Source organism: Bacillus sp. SD088 (assembly GCF_017355205.1).
In the GTDB taxonomy this organism is placed as follows: Bacteria; Bacillota; Bacilli; order Bacillales; family Bacillaceae_C; genus Lederbergia.
In genome coordinates this window covers 161,984-180,290 of the sequence record NZ_JADIJK010000004.1, presented here as the reverse complement: position 1 = coordinate 180,290, position 18,307 = coordinate 161,984, and the positions used below count along the sequence as shown (strand labels likewise).

Sequence of the window (18,307 nt, the reverse complement as noted above, 5' to 3'; positions counted from 1 at the left end):
GAGTTTGTTTTTTATGCGTCTTCTATCACTTTATCAAGCGATTGAATGATCCCGAGATGTGTTCCTTCATGCCATGTGGCAAATTGGATCAAGCTAGAAGATGTATCCATCAAATGAGAGCCAATCGAAAAGGGCTCTGCAGCGGGTTGGCTTGTTTTTCCAAAAAAGTCTTCTCTTATTCTCGATTTCTGATTCCTTAGAGAATCGAGAACAGTATTGGGGCTAGCCGGGGGTTCAAACCAATCTGCTGGACGAGTACCAGAGGCAAAAAATTCGGACCATTTGGGATTTTGAATGACATAGCTCGCATCCGATTTGCCTAATAAAGTTTCCGTCACGACAAAGATATGACCAGCATTCCAAAGGATTGTATTGGAAAATCCTTCAGGTTGTTGCCCCCATTTGTTTTCAGAAATTTGTTCTAATGTTCGAATTGTACTCGAGCGTGCAAAAGCAAATTGTCTTAAGGTACCCAAATCCCATTACCTCCCATAAATTTACTTATATTTCCATCATAGGACATATTTCGATATTTTGCTATAATTATTAAATTACAGAATGGTTACATATGAAATAAACGCGTAAATAAAATAAATATGGTAAAATATTCATAAAACATATAAAGCGAAGCTACTATTATTATGGCCTTCATCCTCCAATGATGGTTATCGTGGGAGAGCGTCTGTCATCCCCAATTAACGGGGGAAAATGAAAAGAAGGGGAGTTATTAGATGCAAAAAGCTATAAGCATTACCCATAACGGGATGCAATTAAGAGGAATGGAACATATTCCAGAAGGAGAGAAATTGCCAGCTGTTATGTTATTCCATGGGTTTACAGGTAATAAATTAGAGCCTCATCGTTTGTTTTTAAAAATTTCCCGAGCGTTAGAAAAGAAAGGGTTTGCCAGCTTTCGCTTTGATTTTCTCGGAAGTGGGGAAAGCGACGGAGATTTTGAAAATATGACAGTAAGTAAGGAAGTAGATGAAGCGAGAACGATTTTTAATTATGTGAAAACGCATCCGAAGATTGACGAAAATCGGATTGTGGTTTTGGGCTTAAGTATGGGCGGACTCGTTGCCAGTTTATTAGCAGGAGAATTACAGAAGCAAGTGGAGAGATTGATCCTAATGGCTCCCGCTGGAACCATTAAAGCTTCCATGGAGGCGAGAAGAGAATCAACACCTTATATTGAGAGTAAGGATGCTTATGATCACGCGGGAAACCTCGTTGGTTCTGCTTTTAACGATGATCTCAAGACGATTGATGTATGGAATCGAGCTGCATCCTATCAAGGAAAAGTTCTGCTTATACACGGAACAAAGGACCAGGCAGTTCCGTATGAAGTGTCAAATTTATATATCGAGAAATGTTATGGTGACCAAGCTACATTACATACTATCCATGAGGGAGATCATACGTTTAATTCCTATTATTGGGAAAAAGAAGTGATTGAGACCATTGTCGATTTTGTGAAGCTATAATTTCTTAGGCAACTTGGAAGGAGGAGGCATATGACAGTTTCCTATGTCGATTGGGGAGGAAGAGTAAAACTTACCTGGTTTCCTACTACCGAACTTCCTGAAAGAAAGTTAATCACAAGTGTTCATGCTTTCTGCTTTGATCATGAGCAACTCCTGATAGTTGATCTGAAGGAGAGGGGCTGGGATTTTCCAGGCGGGCATATCGAAGCGGGAGAAACCCCAGAAGATTGTGTGAAACGTGAAGTGTTGGAAGAAGCCTATGTAAAAGGATTATGCACCTTTCTTGGAGCAATAGAGGTGAATCATTCTGAGAATGAGCAATGGAATGCACAAAGTCCTTATCCACTAGTTGGCTACCAGGTGTTTTACCGAATGGATCTTACAGAGTTGCTTCCATTTGAGGGGAAGTATGAATCGAATCAAAGAATCCTTATCAATCCAATTGATGTGGCTGACTATTATAAAGGTTGGAATAAGACACATGAGGCAATTATGAAAACAGCTCTAAATTGTTCAGTTTTGAAGTAGATTGGGGAGTACCTTTTCAACCGATGAAGAGCCTTGCCCTTTATATTGATAATAATATCTTTTCTTATGTCATACTAAAAACTAGCAGAACCATAGGGCGGTCGGCACATCTATGCCTCCAGATATGAGGGGAAGTAATGCCCTATGCCAGTGTATGAATCAATTCTTTAATGCTTGCATTTGGAACTTTGATCATTGCTATCCTGTCATTCCATAAAAAACTAAAACCGCCCTTTGAGTTTTGGCGGTTTTAGTGTGCTGACCCCCAAATGGGAATCTGCTAATTAGAACCATTTCGATGTACCAGCATTGAAATGGCTTCTTTAGTTTATGTTATGTTACGTATAGTAAACCCTGAAAGAATGGATGTGCAAACCAGTGAAGTTTCAAAATAGCGACCGGGTCTTTTCATAGTGACTTTAAGTCCTAAATCCAATGTTTTGAATCCTTTTTCTTCTAAAACCGTATATTTAACAAAGGCTTTTAACGAGAGGGAGAAAAAGATGGCTGCAGAAAATAAAAAGAATAAATTCCGTGGAAGTGGTATTGCTATAGGGATAGCGATTGGTTTGGCAATTGGAACGGCCATGGACAATATTGCTATAGGGATCGCTATTGGTGTTGGGATCGGCTTGGCTTTTGAAGGATCCAATAATCAGAAGTAATTTGGAAAGGGGAGAGAAGGATGGAAGGTTATTTTGTTGGCTGGGGAACATTAGCATTAATTAATGCAGGGTTAGCACAAGGCAAGAATAGAAGTGGATTAGGCTGGTTTTTACTTTCACTGTTATTAGGACCAGTCGCGACCTTTCTGATCGTTGTATTAGGGAAAAACTAACCATATATATAAGATTTTAGATAGACTCTCGGAATTTCAAGGTGTAAATCCGCCGAATGACCAAAAGTTTACTGGGAATCAAGGGTTTATTGAAGTTTCGGTATGCGTTTTTCAAAACCTTTTCAAAAAAGCGTCACAAATGTAATTTTTTAACGGTCCTAGACAGAAGTCTCCTTCCTCAACACCTGAAAGATGTAGGTGGGAGATGAATACTTGCTCTTATATTTTATATTTTTGCGAACGCCTGTTTCTAAATGTGGTATAATAAAAGTATATCATCACATGGAGGGATAGAAATGATTCGCTGTATGAAGACAGCGTTCCGAGCCAGCAAGGGAACCATTGACCGTCTGTTCCAGTGTAACCGAATTTCGGGAGAAGTTTGGAATCGATGTCTAGAACTTGCGAAAGAAACCCATTTGAAAACGGGAAAGTGGATCACCAAAAGTGCGCTACAGAAAGGGACAAAGGGGATTTTCTCACTTCATTCTCAATCCGTACAGGCCGTTTGCCATAAATATCTGTTTGCACGTGATGCGGCATTAAAAGCCAGGAAAGCGGGACATAAAAATAAATACCCGTACAAACGGAAAAGCCATTTCAATACGAAGTGGGCAAACAATGGTTTCAAAGTCTTTGAAAATGGAAAAATCCAATTATCAATGGGTGACTTTGAAGGCAAAAGACAAGCACCACTTATTCTTTGGATAAAAGAATTACCAAAAGGCCCAATCAAAGAAATCGAACTGATTTTTGACCGACAACTGCAATTATCCATTACTTATAAAGATGGACAAGAAGTGAAAGAAAATTCCTTTGTGAACCGTTCAGCTATTGATGTTGGGGAGGTTCATACGATAGCGGCCGTTGCGGAGAATGGTGAAAATGTCCTCATCACAGGTCGTAAAATCCGTTCCATTCATCGGCTGCGTAATAAAAAACTGGCAGAACTGCAACGAAAAATGAGTAAGTGCACAAAAGGTTCGAAGCAGTGGAAAAAATACAATCGAGCGAAACGCTATGTTCTCTCGAAAAGCAACCAACAACTTCAAGATGCCCTTCACAAAACGACGAAGCAATTTGTCGATTGGTGCATTGAAAATGAAATAAAAGAAGTTGCTTTCGGCCATGTTGACGGGGTTCAACGCAACGCATTCCGCCGTAAAAAGAAAAGAGTTCGTCGTAGAACAACAAATCAAAAACTATCCAATTGGTCTTTTGGAAAAGTCTATGCCTATCTTACCTATAAATTAGAGGCAGTAGGAATGTCAATCGACAAATATGATGAAAGCTTTACAACGCAACAATGTCCTTGTTGTTCGAAGAGACGAAAAGTATCTTCAAGAATTTATACATGTACTTGCGGATATTCGAACCATCGCGATATTCACGGGGCATCCAATTTCTTCGCCAAAACATTTTACGGAGAAATCAAAGTGCTTGATTTCAGTCTGAAAAGTACAAAGTATCTACGGATTGCCTAATGGCAGGAAGTAGTAGATGGTCAGTTCCGACCCTGCTTATCTTTAGATAAGTAGTTGCCTAATGTAGATAATGAAAACGACTCCTACGAGAGCTCGTAAAAAGAGAGTGTCACCCACTTTCTTTGTTGGAGCGTTTCCATTAATTTGTTAGGAAACCCCCACTTCAAAAACGGAATGTTTTAAGTGGCGGGAGGTTCATAAGAATGCTTTGGTAAACTTGTCTACCAAGATAGTGCCTGGTTGATTTCCGCTACAGTTGCTCGCTTTCCGTGGGGCCGGTGAGATACTCCCGGAAAGCGTCCGCTAGGAACGGACATCAACGGTGATACAAAAAAGTGACATATCCAAGAAGTAAAAAATAGTACAAGAAAACCTTGTACCATCTAACACGGCGATTGCCAAGAATCTATTTTAGTTAGAAAGAGGGAAGGCATGGATGGAAGAAAAGAATGAAATTGCAACAAAGGAAGAGGGAGTGGTTTCAGCAACTCAGGAAAATGAACTATTGAAAGAAATAAGATCTCTACAAGAAACCGTCAAAAAATTAGAGACAGATATTGAGGATATTAAGTACTTTACACCTCAGCCACAAAAGATTTTGGACAAAGAAGTAATTGGGACAATTGGAGGACTTATTTTAGGAGCATTAGTCATCATTGGTATTTTCTTTTGAACCAAATAGCCGACCGTCGCAATGGTGCCATTACTTTGGTCGGCTATTCTTTCTTATCTTGATGAAGGGAAAACGCGTTCTACTGTATCAGAAAATTGATCAAAGAAACCACTAACAGGGTTGCCATTATTTAGTTCGTCACGGTATCCGCGCATTTGCCCAAAGAAATCCGGGTTTTCGGAAACAAATACATTATCTAGATTATCATCTGCCTTGCGCGCACGATCGGCAATTTTATTTTTGACATCATCGCTTAATTTATCATTTTGATCGTTCGTTAGTTTTACCGCTACATAAGCATTTTTGCCTGTTTTCAGTACATACGCACGATCGACTTCTTTCAAGTCAGATACTTCATCAGCAATGTCGTCAGCCACATCAACTTGGCGATCATTATTCATGTTGTTTCCATCATTTCGGTCATTATTGCCAACATGATCGCGATTATCGCCAACATTTGTTGTGCCATATCCATCTCTGGTCCCATTATTTCTATAAGTTAGATCGTCTCTTGTGTTATTCCGATTACGTGTATCGTAGTTAACATCAAGAGGGCCATTATTATCCGCGACTTGATCTTTATTATTATCATTTGCACCACAGCCCATAAGCATCATAGAAGCGATACCGGCAACAGCAATCGATTTGACAATCTTCACTAAAAAACCTCCTTATTAATGTGATTCTTTTATAATGTTCCTTTTTCCTCAATTTTTATGCGTGAGATTTGTTATAATGGTACAAGCGGATTTTTTAAAAAAAGAGGAATTTGCTTAGTGTAGGATTTTGCTCTAGCGGCAAGCACCAATATTTATGAATATTTGCTTGTCGGAGGCCCACAGGATTAGGGCCAGAACGGTGTTGTGACGTACAGGATGTTACTAGTACAGACGAAGTGACAGGATGTCGCGCAGTTAGCCGTTCATCTATATTAGGCGCCTTGCGCTTTTCTTAAAAGATAAGAAAGTATAAAATTTTGGCTAGTGTTTTGATCTAGCTCCAGCGCCTAGCCCCTCGAGGTCAAATAACCTGAGCCAATAAAAGTCAAAACCGGACTTTTCTTGTCTCAGAACATTTGCTTGTCGGGGCTGAGCAAGGCGCCTTGCGCTTTTCTTATAAATGACAGTGAAAGAGGGATAGGATGTCCTGGCTTAAAAGATTTATCTCAAAATTTGTGAATGAAGAGATTGATGAACAAGAACAACCTAGAGAAATGGACAATACGCGTCGCACCTCATCCACTATGGAGACGAGAATGACGTATCAATATCCAAAAGGTAATTTTCGTTTTCCATTGATGCAAGACCCACCTGACAAACAAGTTCCACCTAACAAAGGAACACCAAAAAGTGACTATAGAGAGCGAAATGAGAGAAAATACGAAAGATCTTCCATGCAGAAGACAGAAATGGAACATTCAAAGAATAAAGTACAACATGAAAAAGTGGAAAAACCAAAAAATAAAAAAGTTGAAAGCCAATTAAAACAACCTTTTCGTCCAAGCCATATACCATCGCCGATTTTTGGTTATCAACGGCCGAAAAAGAATAGTACGGAGTATGAGCTACAGGATTCTTTTTTAAAGAATAACGAAAATAAAATAAAACCAGAGAACTCTTTAAATACAGAAGAGCAGGAGACGGTTCTCCCTTTAACCTTTTTAACTCCGGAAACTGAAACGGAATTACAGTTGGATGAGAAGACAACGAGGGAGCCTGAGCTATTTTTGCATCCTGTAATAGAAGAAGCAGACGAAGAATTAGAGCCTATATCGGATGAAATCGAGATGGAAGCTGAAGAGGGGATCGCGTCTTCAGAGCCCATCATCGAAGGAGAACCAGTCGAGGAGCCAAGTTTTGCGGAAATAGAGGATGAAAAGCCGGAAGAGTCAATAGAACTTGAACAGGAGCAGACATCAGTTGAGCAGGATTCAAGTTGTGCCGAAGAGGAGCCTAGTAGACCTGCCAAAAGAGAAACGACTCGTGCGGCTATGCCGTTTAATGTACTTATGTTAAAAAACGACCGGAAAAGTTTGCGTGAAAGACAAGAAAAAAAGCGAGAACAGCCACTAATTAAAAAGGAATACAGCCAACCCGCTTTACAGGAGAGAGCTGAAGAGTTGGAAAGCCGTGCAATCGAGACTGTGAAGCATACAAAGGAGAGAGAGACGCCCCAACGTCCTCCCATATTTTTGGAGGATGAACAAGAAGAAGCGTTAGAAACGTATAATCATCCTGCGTTATCTCTCTTGCAACCCCCTGTTTCAAAAGTTAATAATAAGGAATGGCTTGAGGAACAGAAGGTTTTGTTAAGCGAAACACTTGCCAATTTCAATGTTCAAGCACAGGTCGTTCAAGTTAGTCAAGGGCCCTCTGTGACGAGATTTGAAGTGCAACCCGAACGAGGTGTAAAAGTTAATAAAATCACTAATCTAAGTGATGATATTAAGCTAAGTATGGCGGCTCGAGATATTCGGATGGAGGCGCCTATACCCGGGAAAAGAACGATCGGTATTGAAATTCCCAACCAAGATAGTAGACCTGTGCAGTTAAGTGAAATCATTGGGGACCCTAGCTTTTTAGAGTCTGAATCTCCGTTAACAGCTGCGCTTGGACTGGATATTTCGGGGAATTCAATTGTCACGGATTTACAAAAAATGCCTCATGGTCTTATTGCAGGGGCTACAGGTTCTGGAAAAAGTGTGTGCATTAACTCCATTTTGGTAAGCTTGCTGTATAAAGCTAGTCCAGATGAACTAAAATTGCTACTTATTGATCCGAAAATGGTTGAACTAGCACCATATAACCATATTCCTCATTTGGTCAGTCCTGTTATTACAGATGTAAAGGCTGCGACCGCTTCTCTTAAGTGGGCAGTCGAAGAAATGGAACGTAGGTATGAGCTATTTGCCCATGCTTCAGTTCGGAATATTGGTCGTTTTAATGAATTGGCTGAGGAAAATCGGCGCTTTAATGAAAAATTACCTTATATCGTTATTATTATTGACGAACTTGCAGATTTAATGATGATGGCACCACATGATGTAGAAGAATCGATTTGTCGGATCGCTCAAAAAGCTAGAGCTTGTGGGATCCATTTAATTATTGCGACCCAAAGACCATCTGTTGATGTGATTACTGGTCTCATTAAAGCAAATGTCCCTACAAGGATTGCTTTTTCTGTTTCATCTCAAGTGGACTCAAGGACGATTATTGATATTAGCGGCGCTGAAAAATTACTGGGTCGCGGCGATATGTTGTTTTTAGGAAGTGGTTCCTCAAAACCTGTTCGTTTACAAGGAACCTTTGTTTCTGATGGAGAAATCGATCGTGTGATTGAACATGTGCGCGCCCAAGGTGAACCCGACTATCTGTTTGAGCAGGAAGAACTATTAAAGAAAACTCAAGTTCAAGAGGAAGAAGATGAATTATACTTTGCCTCATGTGAATTTGTGATGAAACAAGGTAGTGCATCCACCTCCATGATACAACGACAATTTCGGATCGGTTATAATCGAGCCGCAAGATTGATCGATATGATGGAACAACAAGGTGTGATCTCCGCTGCAAAGGGGAGTAAGCCTCGGGATGTTTTAATGACAGAAAGTGAATGGGAGTCCTTACAAGAAACGATTTCATGATTCCAAATGATCTGCCTGAGTAGAAGAGAGAAGGGCTTGTTACTCTCTTTTACTCGGCTTGATTTCTAGGACCGGCTTGCATCAATTTTTGTGTGATAGTCATGTAAGATGAATAATGCTATAATATTGGAATGGAAATGAAATTCCTGATTTTTTTTTACATACAACCTGATAAATGGTTGGATATTAATAAATACATGAGTATGTAATGAATGGTGAAAAGGAATTGAAAAGTCTGTCTCGTTGGCTAATGAGAAGCATGTTGAAAGATTTTAGCCAATTTAGGTTTTAATTCATATGATAAGAATAGAGATACGTATGTTGGAGGTTCTAAAATGACGATATACCATTTTGTAGGTATTAAAGGCTCAGGTATGAGCGCACTTGCACAAATTCTTCATGATAAGGGATATCATGTACAGGGTTCGGATGTGGAGAAGTATTTCTTTACTCAAGCATCTTTGGAAAAATCAAATATTACTATTTTACCTTTTGATCGTGAAAATATTAAATCGAATATGAGAGTGATTGCAGGAAATGCTTTTCCGGACACGCATGAAGAAATTGAAGAAGCGGAGAGATTAGGGATTCCCGTGATTCGTTATCATGCGTTTTTAGGAGAGCTATTGGAAAAGTTTACAAGCATTGCAGTGACAGGGTCACATGGAAAAACATCGACAACAGGATTGATGGCTCATGTGATCGGCGGCGCTAAACCAACGTCGTTTTTGATTGGTGATGGAACAGGTTCTGGAGTGAAGGATGCGGAGTATTTTGTATTCGAAGCATGCGAATATCGCAGACATTTTTTAGCCTATCATCCGGATTATGCGATTATGACGAATATTGATTTCGACCATCCTGACTATTTCACGAATATCGATGATGTGTTCTCAGCATTTCAGGATATGGCTATGCAAGTGAACAAAGCCATTATTGCATATGGTGATGATGATTACTTGCAAAAAATCCAAGCGAAAGCACCGGTTGTATATTACGGATTTAGAGAAGAAAATGATTTTCAAGCTCGTAATGTTCAAACGTCTTCGAATGGAACATCCTTTGATGTGTATGTGAGAAACAATTTTCATGCAACTTTTGAAATTCCTTTGTTTGGCGAACATAATGTTTTAAATGCCTTATCTGTTATTGCTTTATGTCAATATGAAGATATTGATGTGAACATTTTAAAAGAACAATTCAAAAGCTTTAATGGTGTGAAAAGGCGGTTTACAGAAACAAAAGTAGGGAATCAAATTTTGGTGGATGATTATGCACATCATCCGGCAGAAATAAGGGCAACGATTCACGCTGCTAGGCAAAAATACCCTGAGCGAGAGGTTGTTGCTGTATTTCAACCACATACTTTTACCAGAACCCAAACTTTCTTACAAGAGTTTGCCGAAAGCTTAAGTGAAGCAGATAAAGTTTATTTATGTGATATTTTTGGCTCTGCCCGAGAAAATCATGGGAAATTAACCATCGAGGATTTACAGACGCAAATTAACGGGGCTGAAATCCTCGATGAGCATGACACTTCTTCATTGAGTTTACATGATCAAGCGGTGATTTTATTTATGGGCGCTGGTGATATTCAAAAGTTTCAATTGGAATATGAGAATTTTTTAGCCAAACAGTTGAGGAAGGCACAATAATTGAGAAGAAAAAGCCTGGAAAATGCTCCAGGCTTTTTCTTACTAGTTCAAGGCGCTTGCGCTTTTGTTCTTTTCTTGAATAGATCATTTGAAATAGCATAAATTAAACAATATATGACCTTTTTCACAAATTTTAAGGAAAAGGAAGGAATTATATCTATTTATGACGAAGTTTATTTAGTGAAGGAAGTTTAGATTTTTACTTCAAAGGGTATAGACAAATGAACATAGGAGGTGTTGGACACGTGATCATAATTTTATATTTAAGTGTGGCTGTTATAGCGATTGCCTTTGTTTTCCTCGTAATCAGTTTGATGAGAACATTGAATGAACTAAAGGGGACGATGGCAAGCGTATCTCACACATTGGACAGTCTAAACAAACAGCTTGAAGGTGTAACAGGTGAAACCACGATGCTACTACATAAGACAAATAGTCTTGCGGAAGATATTCAGGGCAAAGTAGAGAGGTTGGATACTGTTGTCAATGCAGTACAAGAGGTAGGTGGAACGGTCCAAGAGTTGAACCATTCTCTAAAAAAGGTTACAACCTCGATTTCATCATCAATGAATAGAAATCAGGAGAAAATAGCCCAAGTCGTACAATGGGGAGCAGCATTTAAAGAAATAAAAGATAAATGGTTTGGTGAAAAAGGCAAGCATGAGTCTTCGCGAAAACAAAAATCGACTGCTCCAAAAGCAATCCCTGCACCGAAATGGGAGCGAAGTCACTAATAATAAGGAGGAAGAGTAAAATGACAAATGAGCAAAAAGATACAAATACAACGAGTAATTTTATGATTGGAATTGTGGTAGGTAGTATTGTAGGAGCAGCAACTGCGCTTCTAATGGCACCAAAATCGGGGAAAGAATTAAGAACAGACATTGGAACCCAAGTGGAAACATTAAAGGACAAGTCTGGAGAATGGAAAGAAACAGTGATGGAAAAAGGAACAGAATTAACTGCTACAGCGAAAGAAAAGACCGATCAACTTCGTCAAGCTGCTGTAGAAAAAAGCAGTAATGTTGCAGATACGGTGAAAGAAACAACGGAAAAGCTACGTGGAACTGTAAAGGATAAAACAGAGCAAGTAGCTGAATCTGTGAAAGATACGGCAGATGAATGGAAAGAAACGGTTAACGAAAATGTAGAACAGACTGCTGATCAAGTAGAAAAAGGTGTCGACCAAGCAGATTCGGCAGTCCAAGCAAAAAGCGATGAAATTGAGAGAAAAGAAGAAGAAATGGCTAAAAAGTAATTTCTTCTATCAGCAAAAAGATGAAGAGCGGAAAGCTCTTCGTCTTTTTTATTGTTAAGGAAACTATAAAATTCTTGGCCTGTGGATAACTGTTTACGTTGCGGCTTGACATCCAGCTCCAGCGCCCAGCGACTAGCAAACTTTCGGTTTCTTCCTACGATAAGTCAACATCCATTCGCTTTCCAAGCTCATGGTGTTTCCTTTATCTCGTCAGAACCCTAAAAAGTTTGTACGTCGCTAAACGGGCGCTTGCGCTTTTGTTCTATACTTGCGTCATTGTTATCAATTTGCCCTGATCGGCCAAACAATTTCTAAATGGTCTCCATCACGAATCGGTGAGTAAAAAGTAGCCTCATTGCTATTAATTTTTAAGGAAAAGTTGCCTTTTGCCTCTTCTGGTTTATGGACTTCTACATATTGAAAGATAACTTGAAATATAAAACCATCATTCGGATTCTCTTTGTATTCAATCTGATCTCCATCATTTATGGTGGTGTCAGGATCTAAGTGGATACCATTCCTCATATACTCAACGGCTGTTTTCTGAACCGTAATTGGTTGCTCCTCATAGAAAACAGTAATAGAACGATGAATGGAGTGTTGAAGAAGTAAGCTTAGATTTTGAATGGTTGGGATCATCTTTTGTACAATGGTTAGTTCGATATGATTGGGCAGTTTCTCATGACTTGTTACTTCATTTCCATTGAGCAATATTTGCCCGGAAAAATAGGGAAAAAACATTTCCTTTCCATTCATTTTTATTCTGAAAGGACGGAGCAGAGAGTACAGTTCATCCAATTGCAGGATGTGGATAAGTTCATCAATAGTTTCAGGATATTTTGTGTGAATCACATCTCCATCTTGAATCACAGCATGTAGATCGGTCTCTTGGCCGTTTCGGCTGATCCGCATGTGAACAGGATATTTTTGCCCATTAATCATTGCCAATTTCTCTGGAACATCATCAAGTAAGTCTTTGATCTTTACTGAAGTTCGAATACCATCTGCTCCTTTTTCCACCGTAAGTTGATCGCCATCGTGCACAATATCATCCAATTGACATTCTAGCCCATTTTTTAGAATGATCGGTTCTTTCCCATAGGTACCTGGTAAGGTTAATGATTGCCCATTTAATGTTATAAAGCTAGCTAGACCAGGTTTTCCATAAAGATTCTTTATCGCTAGACCAGAGGCGAGGAGACAATCGGAAACCGTTAGTTCTTTCACCGCAAACATATGACTAGATTGTTCGTTAATCGTGAAAGATACATATTTAATTGGCATATTACGAGCCGAAATGGCAATCCCAATCGGGGTAATATTCTCTGGTCCATTGGAAATATGCTCGGAAAAGGTTAACCCTTGAATGGCATCGGCGCCTCTAATCGCCACTCGATTTTCCGGTAATCCTAGAAGCAGAGCAATTTGTTTAGGCAGTTCAGGCGTCATACTCCCGCCCCCAACAAGCATGACGGCTTTGGGAGGAAGCCCATTGTTTAATGATTTTACTTCATTGCTAATTTCTGTTGCTAACTTGTCAACAGCTGGTAAAATTTGTCCGACCACTTCATCTTTTGAAATTTCTGTTTCAAAGCCCAAAATATCTTTCACTTGAACATAATCCTGATCCGATAATTGTCGTTTTACTTTTTCTGCAACAGGGAAGTCTAAAAGTAGCTGTTCACTAACGGCTTCTGTGATTTCATCTCCAGCATTTGGAACCATCCCATAAGCGACAACCGTGCCTTCATTTGTAATGGCTATATCTGAAGTACCTGCGCCGATATCAACGAGGGCGACATTAAGTCTTCGCATGGAGACAGGTACAAGCACATTGATGGCCGCAATCGGTTCAAGTGTGAGTGCATCTAATTTCAGATTTGCACGGTTTAATGCTTTAATTAATGAATCGACAACCGTTCTTGGTAAAAAGGTTGCAATAATGTCAACCGAGGCAAGCTCACCCTGTTGGTCAATCAGGTTACCGATTACCTCTTGATCAATGGAATAATGAAGAACAGAATACCCTACACAATAATAGGAATGCATATGGTCAGTCTGTTGCTCTTCTGCCACAATTGCTTGAGACGCTTGGACAGCAGAGAGCTCCAAATACAGGATATCTTCTTTCGTAAGCATCGGCTTACCAGTGATATTCACTTCTGCTTTGGCCCTTTCGGTTTTTAATGAGCGACCAGCGGCTGCGACACATACCTTTGTTAAATTTCCATGTTTTTCTTCTAAATGTCTTTTTACTTCTGTAATTATTTCTGCCACAGCGACGATATCATGTATTTGCCCATCGTGCATCGCCCTTGCTTTATGTTCTTTCATAAATAAGTCTAGTACTGTATATTGATCATCGGTTTGTTCAAGAATAAGCCCGACAACCGAACGTGTACCAATATCTAAAGCGAAAATTCGCTCCTTTTTCACTGAAAAATCACCTGCTTCTTTTTAAAAAAAATGACTTTAATACCAAAATAGTGGAAAAAGTAAAGATGTTTTCATTCATAACTCACTTTTCATTACTCAATTGAGTGATTTTCTGCTATTATAAGAAATGTACCATAATAGGCTGAAGATGAGAAGAATGTTAAACAGATTGATGCTATTTTTTGTTAAGTATAATTTTTGTTGTGAAATAGTTCACTTGGGTGACAAAATCTGACAAAAATAAATGCTTTCATTTGCTTGATAGCGAATCATTAGCGTATGATAATAAAAATGGGATATTTTGTTTAAAAATGGTTAGTTTTTCGTTTTTTTGTTGACAATAAATAAGAGGAGTGTGAGACCAATGAATATCACAATATATGATGTCGCAAGAGAAGCCAATGTCTCCATGGCAACTGTCTCTAGAGTTGTAAATGGTAATCCAAATGTGAAACCTGCGACTCGCAAAAAAGTAATGGAAGTAATCCAACGCCTAGAATATCGTCCAAATGCTGTAGCAAGGGGTCTTGCAAGTAAAAAGACGACAACGGTTGGAGTGATTATCCCTGATATTTCGAGTATTTTCTATGCAGAATTAGCTCGAGGAATTGAAGATATTGCCACAATGTATAAATACAACATTATTCTAAGTAACTCTGATCAAAATTTGGATAAAGAAATGCACTTGCTGAATACAATGTTAGGAAAACAAGTGGATGGGATTGTCTTTATGGGTGGACATATTACGCAAACTCATATCGATGAATTTAAACGTTCCCCTGTTCCCATTGTTCTAGCGGGATCTGTAGATCCATCTGGAGGAGTTCCTTCGATTAATATTGATTATCGTCAAGCAACCTATGATGCAGTTTCTTCTCTCATTGAACAAGGTCATAAAAACATTGGTTTTGTGATCGGACCTTTAAATAATCCAATTAATCAGGAACAAAAATTAGTGGGCTATAAGGACGCGCTAGAAGCATCAGGCATTGAATACCAAGAGGACTATGTCATTGAAGGCGATGAAACGTATGAATCTGGCCTTGAGGTTTGGAGTAAATTCAATGAGATCGAAGACCGTCCGACAGCTATTATCGCCGGAAATGATGATATGGCCATTGGCATTATGAATGGGGCACAAGATCAGGGAATTTCCATTCCAAATGAACTAGAAATTATTTCTTCTGACGATACGAAATTAGCTACCATGGTACGACCACAACTTTCTTCAATTTCTCAACCTCTTTATGATATTGGTGCAGTCGCCATGCGATTACTAACAAAATATATGAACAAAGAGGAAATCGATGAAGGAACTGTTTTACTCCCACATCGAATTGAATATCGTGACACAACGAAATAAACAGCAACACGTTTAAAGACCATTTTCTTTTCATATGTTACAGACAGATCCAAATCATTGCGATTTGGATCTTTTTCTGAAATTTAAATAGTGTAGGGAGTGCCGGAAACCGCAGGATGCGGGGCAGAACAGCATTGCGAGCAGGTTATCGTATCTTTAGCTGTTCCATCTTAAATCATGGCTTGCGTTTCTGTTCTTGTCTAACAAAATATAATGCCCGTTCTACTGTCTGTTCGTTTTTTTCTTCGATATCTAAGCGGCGAGGGATGGGATCGTACATGTCGTCTGGGTCATCCCACTCCTTAAGTAAAGGGACAGGGGCCTTCTCTTGCCAGTTTTCAATCCACTCTTTGGGCAGGGGACCAGAGACCTCTGCATGTTCCGTCATTTCTAGCCAAATAAACGACCAAGCTCTTGGAACGACTCTCCATATGTCATAGCCGCCACCACCAACAGCTATCCATTTTCCATTACAGTATTGATGAGCAAGCTTATGAGCGAGCTTAGGAATGTTGCGATATGTTCTCATCGTCGTAGAGAGATGGGTTAATGGATCGTGATAGTGTGCATCCACTCCATTTTGCGTTAGGATAATATCAGGTTTAAAGTATTCAGCTATTTCCGTAATAGAAGTCGAGTAAGCGTTTAAAAAAGAATCATCTTCAGTAAAAGCATCTAGCGGAATATTGAAAGAATAACCATATCCACGGTCCTGTCCCCATTCATTGACATTTCCTGTTCCCGGGAAAAGATAACGACCTGTTTCATGTAAGGACAATGTACAGACAGCATCATCATCATAAAAAGAGGCTTGAACACCATCCCCATGATGGGCATCTGTATCAATATACATCACTCGTGCATTATATTTTTCGCGTAAATATTTTATGGCCACTGCACTATCATTATAGATACAAAAGCCAGAAGCCTTTCCACTAAAACCATGATGAAGTCCGCCGCCAAGATGAAGGGCATGAAGAGCTTTCCCCTGCATAACCTGATCGACTGCTGTTAAAGTGCCTCCTACCAGCCTGCTACTTGCTTTATGCATATCTTGAAAAATGGGCGTATCCTCTGTACCAAGCCCATAGCTTTCCGCTTGATGATTAGGAAGCTCTCCAACACTAGCCATTTTGACCGCTTCAATATAAGGTTTCTGGTGGTTGAGAAGTAATTCTTCCTCGGTTGCCATACGTGGAGCTACAATATCTTCTGGACTAATCGCGTTTATTTTTTTTAGTAAATCTAACGTTAACAATAATCTCTGCTGGTTAAAGGGATGATGCTTGGAAAAACGATAGGCGAGTAATTCATCAGAATAAATAAAAACAGCATCTTTTTTCATGTCACTCATCCAAACCAGCGATATTTGGCCAAATCACATCAAGTCCAAACTCTTTCAAAGTCTGCACAAGCTTAAGGGGATTCATAGTAGCGACCCTAAATACCAGCACTTTATGGTCCATATTATGAGAATCAGGATAAACCAGAACACTTAAGACATTGATTTGGTTATTTTTAAAAATAGACGTAACTTCATGTAAGATACCCGCACGATTGGGAACTCTAATTTCGATTTGTGAGCCAGGTTGATCTGCGCCAGTTAACTTTACAAGCGTATGTAATAAATCAGTACTTGTTAAAATGCCAATAAGTTTATTGTTTTGGACAATCGGAAGGCACCCAATGCGATGGATGTAGCATAAAGAAGCAACCTCTTCAACAAAATCTAGCGGATGCCCCGTGATTACCTCTGTGATCATGATAGTTGATAATGGTTGTTCTAATAACTCCTGCGCCTTATCACCTTCCAATAAAACAGGTGTAGCGGCTTTAATATCTCTTTCTGTTACAAGTCCAGCAATTTCTTGTTTATTGTTCAATAATGGCAAATGGCGAATTTTAGCATCATGCATCAGCTCAATCGCTGATCTTAGAGAATGATCGGGAGTAAGGGTTATAACATTTTTTTTCATTATTTCTTCTACAATCAATCCAGTCAACTCCTATTCTAGTATATGTAAAAATGGCCAAGTCAGCTTAAATGTGCTGACATCAATTACTAACGTCCGCCACTGAAGGTTTAATACGTAGTCGATTTCCTTTATCACGAAGCGTCTGTTTATAGAAAATCGTTAATACATAAAACGATTGATAAACCGGATATTATCAAATTTTTGGACAGATTCTGGAGGCACTCTTTTACCAACACGGACCATTAAGCAATTGGCTGGATGAGAGGTAATCTCGGGATCATCTGTTGCATACCATACAAGGCCGCCTGAGCTCATCATTTTCTCCATTACTTTTCGGTATTCCCACACATTTAATCCAGTCCCTTTAAGATCCCAGTGCCAATAATATTCTGTTGTGATAATAATATAATCCTCCATTGCATCATCCATCATGGATACATTTAGCAATGCCTTCCCAACACCGGCACCGCGAAATTTGGGGACTACTTCTATCGCACCTAGCTCAATTAAATTTTCAAGATTTCCTTGCGACCAGCGTTCAAGTGGATCAGGATATAAGAAGGTGACATAGCCAACAACTTGATTTTCTTCGCGAGCGATAATAATACGTCCTTCAGGGAGATCAGCAATTTCAACTAGCGCTTCCTGTTGCTGTTTAGCAGGCCTAAAAGCGACTAAGTCCTCATGAAACGCTAAATTTGCCAGCGTATCTCCTGATATGGGACCTTCAATCAGCAAAGTTCCATTATTGCTCTTAAGCTGTCTAGCATTATATGTTTTTTTGTGATCCATTTAAACCCCTCCTTTCAGATCGATTAACATTAAAAAATGATTAAATATATTGTGAAAAAATTGTGAATGAGTTAGTCTTATATTATAATAGTATACACCATTTATAGTAAGCGTATACAGTGAAAGCTATTTTAAAATAAGAGAATGATAGCTTATACGCTACTATAAGAGTGGTGAATG

18 protein-coding genes are annotated in these 18,307 nt (G+C 39.2%); 12 read left to right on the top strand and 6 right to left on the bottom strand.

Annotated features, from left to right (window positions below):
• Positions 1–11: 11 nt before the first annotated feature.
• Positions 12–476 carry a DinB family protein gene (locus IPU53_RS05015; protein WP_207448525.1) on the bottom strand — a complete coding sequence of 155 codons (465 nt, stop codon included), beginning with the start codon at positions 474–476 and terminating at the stop codon, positions 12–14.
• A gap of 255 nt (positions 477–731) precedes the next feature.
• Here IPU53_RS05015 and IPU53_RS05010 point away from each other — a divergent pair, with 255 nt between their 5' ends.
• The 7 genes from IPU53_RS05010 (at position 732) to IPU53_RS04985 (ending at position 5,007) form a co-directional block, all read left to right on the top strand.
• Entirely contained in the window at positions 732–1,484 is a 753-nt protein-coding gene (locus tag IPU53_RS05010; RefSeq protein WP_207448523.1) for an alpha/beta hydrolase, read from the top strand.
• Positions 1,485–1,514: 30 nt separating this feature from the next.
• Positions 1,515–2,012 carry an NUDIX hydrolase gene (locus IPU53_RS05005; protein ID WP_207448521.1) on the top strand — a complete coding sequence of 166 codons (498 nt, stop codon included), beginning with the start codon at positions 1,515–1,517 and terminating at the stop codon, positions 2,010–2,012.
• A 158-nt stretch (positions 2,013–2,170) separates the two neighbouring features.
• Positions 2,171–2,266 (top strand): putative holin-like toxin, encoded by a 96-nt coding sequence (locus IPU53_RS25565; protein ID WP_396019906.1) that lies wholly within the window; start codon positions 2,171–2,173, stop codon positions 2,264–2,266.
• A 249-nt stretch (positions 2,267–2,515) separates the two neighbouring features.
• On the top strand, positions 2,516–2,677 hold the full coding sequence (locus IPU53_RS05000) for a hypothetical protein (protein ID WP_207448519.1): 162 nt from the start codon (positions 2,516–2,518) through the stop codon (positions 2,675–2,677).
• Between the two features lie 20 nt (positions 2,678–2,697).
• Positions 2,698–2,850, top strand: a complete 153-nt coding sequence (locus IPU53_RS04995) for a hypothetical protein (RefSeq protein ID WP_207448517.1) — start codon at positions 2,698–2,700, stop codon at positions 2,848–2,850.
• Positions 2,851–3,146: 296 nt separating this feature from the next.
• The gene (locus IPU53_RS04990; RefSeq protein ID WP_207448515.1) at positions 3,147–4,334 is read left to right on the top strand and encodes an RNA-guided endonuclease InsQ/TnpB family protein; all 1,188 of its coding nucleotides are present in this window, start codon (positions 3,147–3,149) and stop codon (positions 4,332–4,334) included.
• A 436-nt stretch (positions 4,335–4,770) separates the two neighbouring features.
• Positions 4,771–5,007, top strand: a complete 237-nt coding sequence (locus IPU53_RS04985) for a hypothetical protein (RefSeq protein ID WP_207448513.1) — start codon at positions 4,771–4,773, stop codon at positions 5,005–5,007.
• Positions 5,008–5,060: 53 nt separating this feature from the next.
• Here IPU53_RS04985 and IPU53_RS04980 read toward each other — a convergent pair whose 3' ends face one another.
• A complete protein-coding gene (locus tag IPU53_RS04980) occupies positions 5,061–5,666 on the bottom strand; it encodes a YhcN/YlaJ family sporulation lipoprotein (protein WP_207448511.1) in 606 nt (201 codons plus the stop codon).
• A 482-nt stretch (positions 5,667–6,148) separates the two neighbouring features.
• Here IPU53_RS04980 and IPU53_RS04975 point away from each other — a divergent pair, with 482 nt between their 5' ends.
• From IPU53_RS04975 to IPU53_RS04960, 4 genes are all read left to right on the top strand, one after another.
• Positions 6,149–8,647: a DNA translocase FtsK gene (locus IPU53_RS04975; RefSeq protein WP_207448500.1), complete on the top strand. Its 2,499-nt coding sequence runs from the start codon at positions 6,149–6,151 to the stop codon at positions 8,645–8,647.
• A 335-nt stretch (positions 8,648–8,982) separates the two neighbouring features.
• A complete protein-coding gene (murC, locus tag IPU53_RS04970; protein ID WP_207448497.1) occupies positions 8,983–10,302 on the top strand; it encodes a UDP-N-acetylmuramate--L-alanine ligase in 1,320 nt (439 codons plus the stop codon).
• A 245-nt stretch (positions 10,303–10,547) separates the two neighbouring features.
• Entirely contained in the window at positions 10,548–11,036 is a 489-nt protein-coding gene (locus IPU53_RS04965; protein WP_207448495.1) for a DUF948 domain-containing protein, read from the top strand.
• A 20-nt stretch (positions 11,037–11,056) separates the two neighbouring features.
• Positions 11,057–11,560, top strand: a complete 504-nt coding sequence (locus IPU53_RS04960; RefSeq protein ID WP_207448493.1) for a YtxH domain-containing protein — start codon at positions 11,057–11,059, stop codon at positions 11,558–11,560.
• Between the two features lie 282 nt (positions 11,561–11,842).
• On the opposite strand, the gene IPU53_RS04955 is transcribed toward IPU53_RS04960, so the two are convergent.
• Complete coding sequence (locus IPU53_RS04955) at positions 11,843–13,996, bottom strand: cell division protein FtsA (RefSeq protein ID WP_207448492.1); 2,154 nt, start codon at positions 13,994–13,996, stop codon at positions 11,843–11,845.
• Positions 13,997–14,360: 364 nt separating this feature from the next.
• Between IPU53_RS04955 and ccpA the strand changes: the two genes are divergently transcribed.
• Entirely contained in the window at positions 14,361–15,359 is a 999-nt protein-coding gene (ccpA, locus tag IPU53_RS04950; RefSeq protein ID WP_207448490.1) for a catabolite control protein A, read from the top strand.
• A 175-nt stretch (positions 15,360–15,534) separates the two neighbouring features.
• Here ccpA and IPU53_RS04945 read toward each other — a convergent pair whose 3' ends face one another.
• The 3 genes from IPU53_RS04945 to IPU53_RS04935 form a co-directional block, all read right to left on the bottom strand.
• A complete protein-coding gene (locus IPU53_RS04945) occupies positions 15,535–16,704 on the bottom strand; it encodes an acetoin utilization protein AcuC (protein ID WP_207448488.1) in 1,170 nt (389 codons plus the stop codon).
• A 1-nt stretch (position 16,705) separates the two neighbouring features.
• Positions 16,706–17,353, bottom strand: coding sequence for an acetoin utilization AcuB family protein (locus tag IPU53_RS04940; RefSeq protein WP_207448486.1), 648 nt, complete (start codon positions 17,351–17,353; stop codon positions 16,706–16,708).
• A gap of 141 nt (positions 17,354–17,494) precedes the next feature.
• Positions 17,495–18,127 carry a GNAT family N-acetyltransferase gene (locus tag IPU53_RS04935; RefSeq protein WP_207448484.1) on the bottom strand — a complete coding sequence of 211 codons (633 nt, stop codon included), beginning with the start codon at positions 18,125–18,127 and terminating at the stop codon, positions 17,495–17,497.
• Positions 18,128–18,307 lie beyond the last annotated feature (180 nt).

What these genes read in the sequence shown, in the direction of transcription:
- IPU53_RS04960 (WP_207448493.1), top strand. Translation starts at nt 11,057, where the DNA reads ATGACAAATGAGCAAAAAGATACAAATACAACGAGTAATTTTATGATT.
- IPU53_RS04945 (WP_207448488.1), bottom strand. Translation starts at nt 16,704, where the DNA reads ATGAAAAAAGATGCTGTTTTTATTTATTCTGATGAATTACTCGCCTAT.
- IPU53_RS04995 (WP_207448517.1), top strand. Translation starts at nt 2,698, where the DNA reads ATGGAAGGTTATTTTGTTGGCTGGGGAACATTAGCATTAATTAATGCA.
- IPU53_RS04975 (WP_207448500.1), top strand. Translation starts at nt 6,149, where the DNA reads ATGTCCTGGCTTAAAAGATTTATCTCAAAATTTGTGAATGAAGAGATT.
- IPU53_RS04990 (WP_207448515.1), top strand. Translation starts at nt 3,147, where the DNA reads ATGATTCGCTGTATGAAGACAGCGTTCCGAGCCAGCAAGGGAACCATT.
- IPU53_RS05000 (WP_207448519.1), top strand. Translation starts at nt 2,516, where the DNA reads ATGGCTGCAGAAAATAAAAAGAATAAATTCCGTGGAAGTGGTATTGCT.
- IPU53_RS04935 (WP_207448484.1), bottom strand. Translation starts at nt 18,127, where the DNA reads ATGGATCACAAAAAAACATATAATGCTAGACAGCTTAAGAGCAATAAT.
- IPU53_RS04985 (WP_207448513.1), top strand. Translation starts at nt 4,771, where the DNA reads ATGGAAGAAAAGAATGAAATTGCAACAAAGGAAGAGGGAGTGGTTTCA.
- IPU53_RS05005 (WP_207448521.1), top strand. Translation starts at nt 1,515, where the DNA reads ATGACAGTTTCCTATGTCGATTGGGGAGGAAGAGTAAAACTTACCTGG.
- ccpA (WP_207448490.1), top strand. Translation starts at nt 14,361, where the DNA reads ATGAATATCACAATATATGATGTCGCAAGAGAAGCCAATGTCTCCATG.
- murC (WP_207448497.1), top strand. Translation starts at nt 8,983, where the DNA reads ATGACGATATACCATTTTGTAGGTATTAAAGGCTCAGGTATGAGCGCA.
- IPU53_RS05010 (WP_207448523.1), top strand. Translation starts at nt 732, where the DNA reads ATGCAAAAAGCTATAAGCATTACCCATAACGGGATGCAATTAAGAGGA.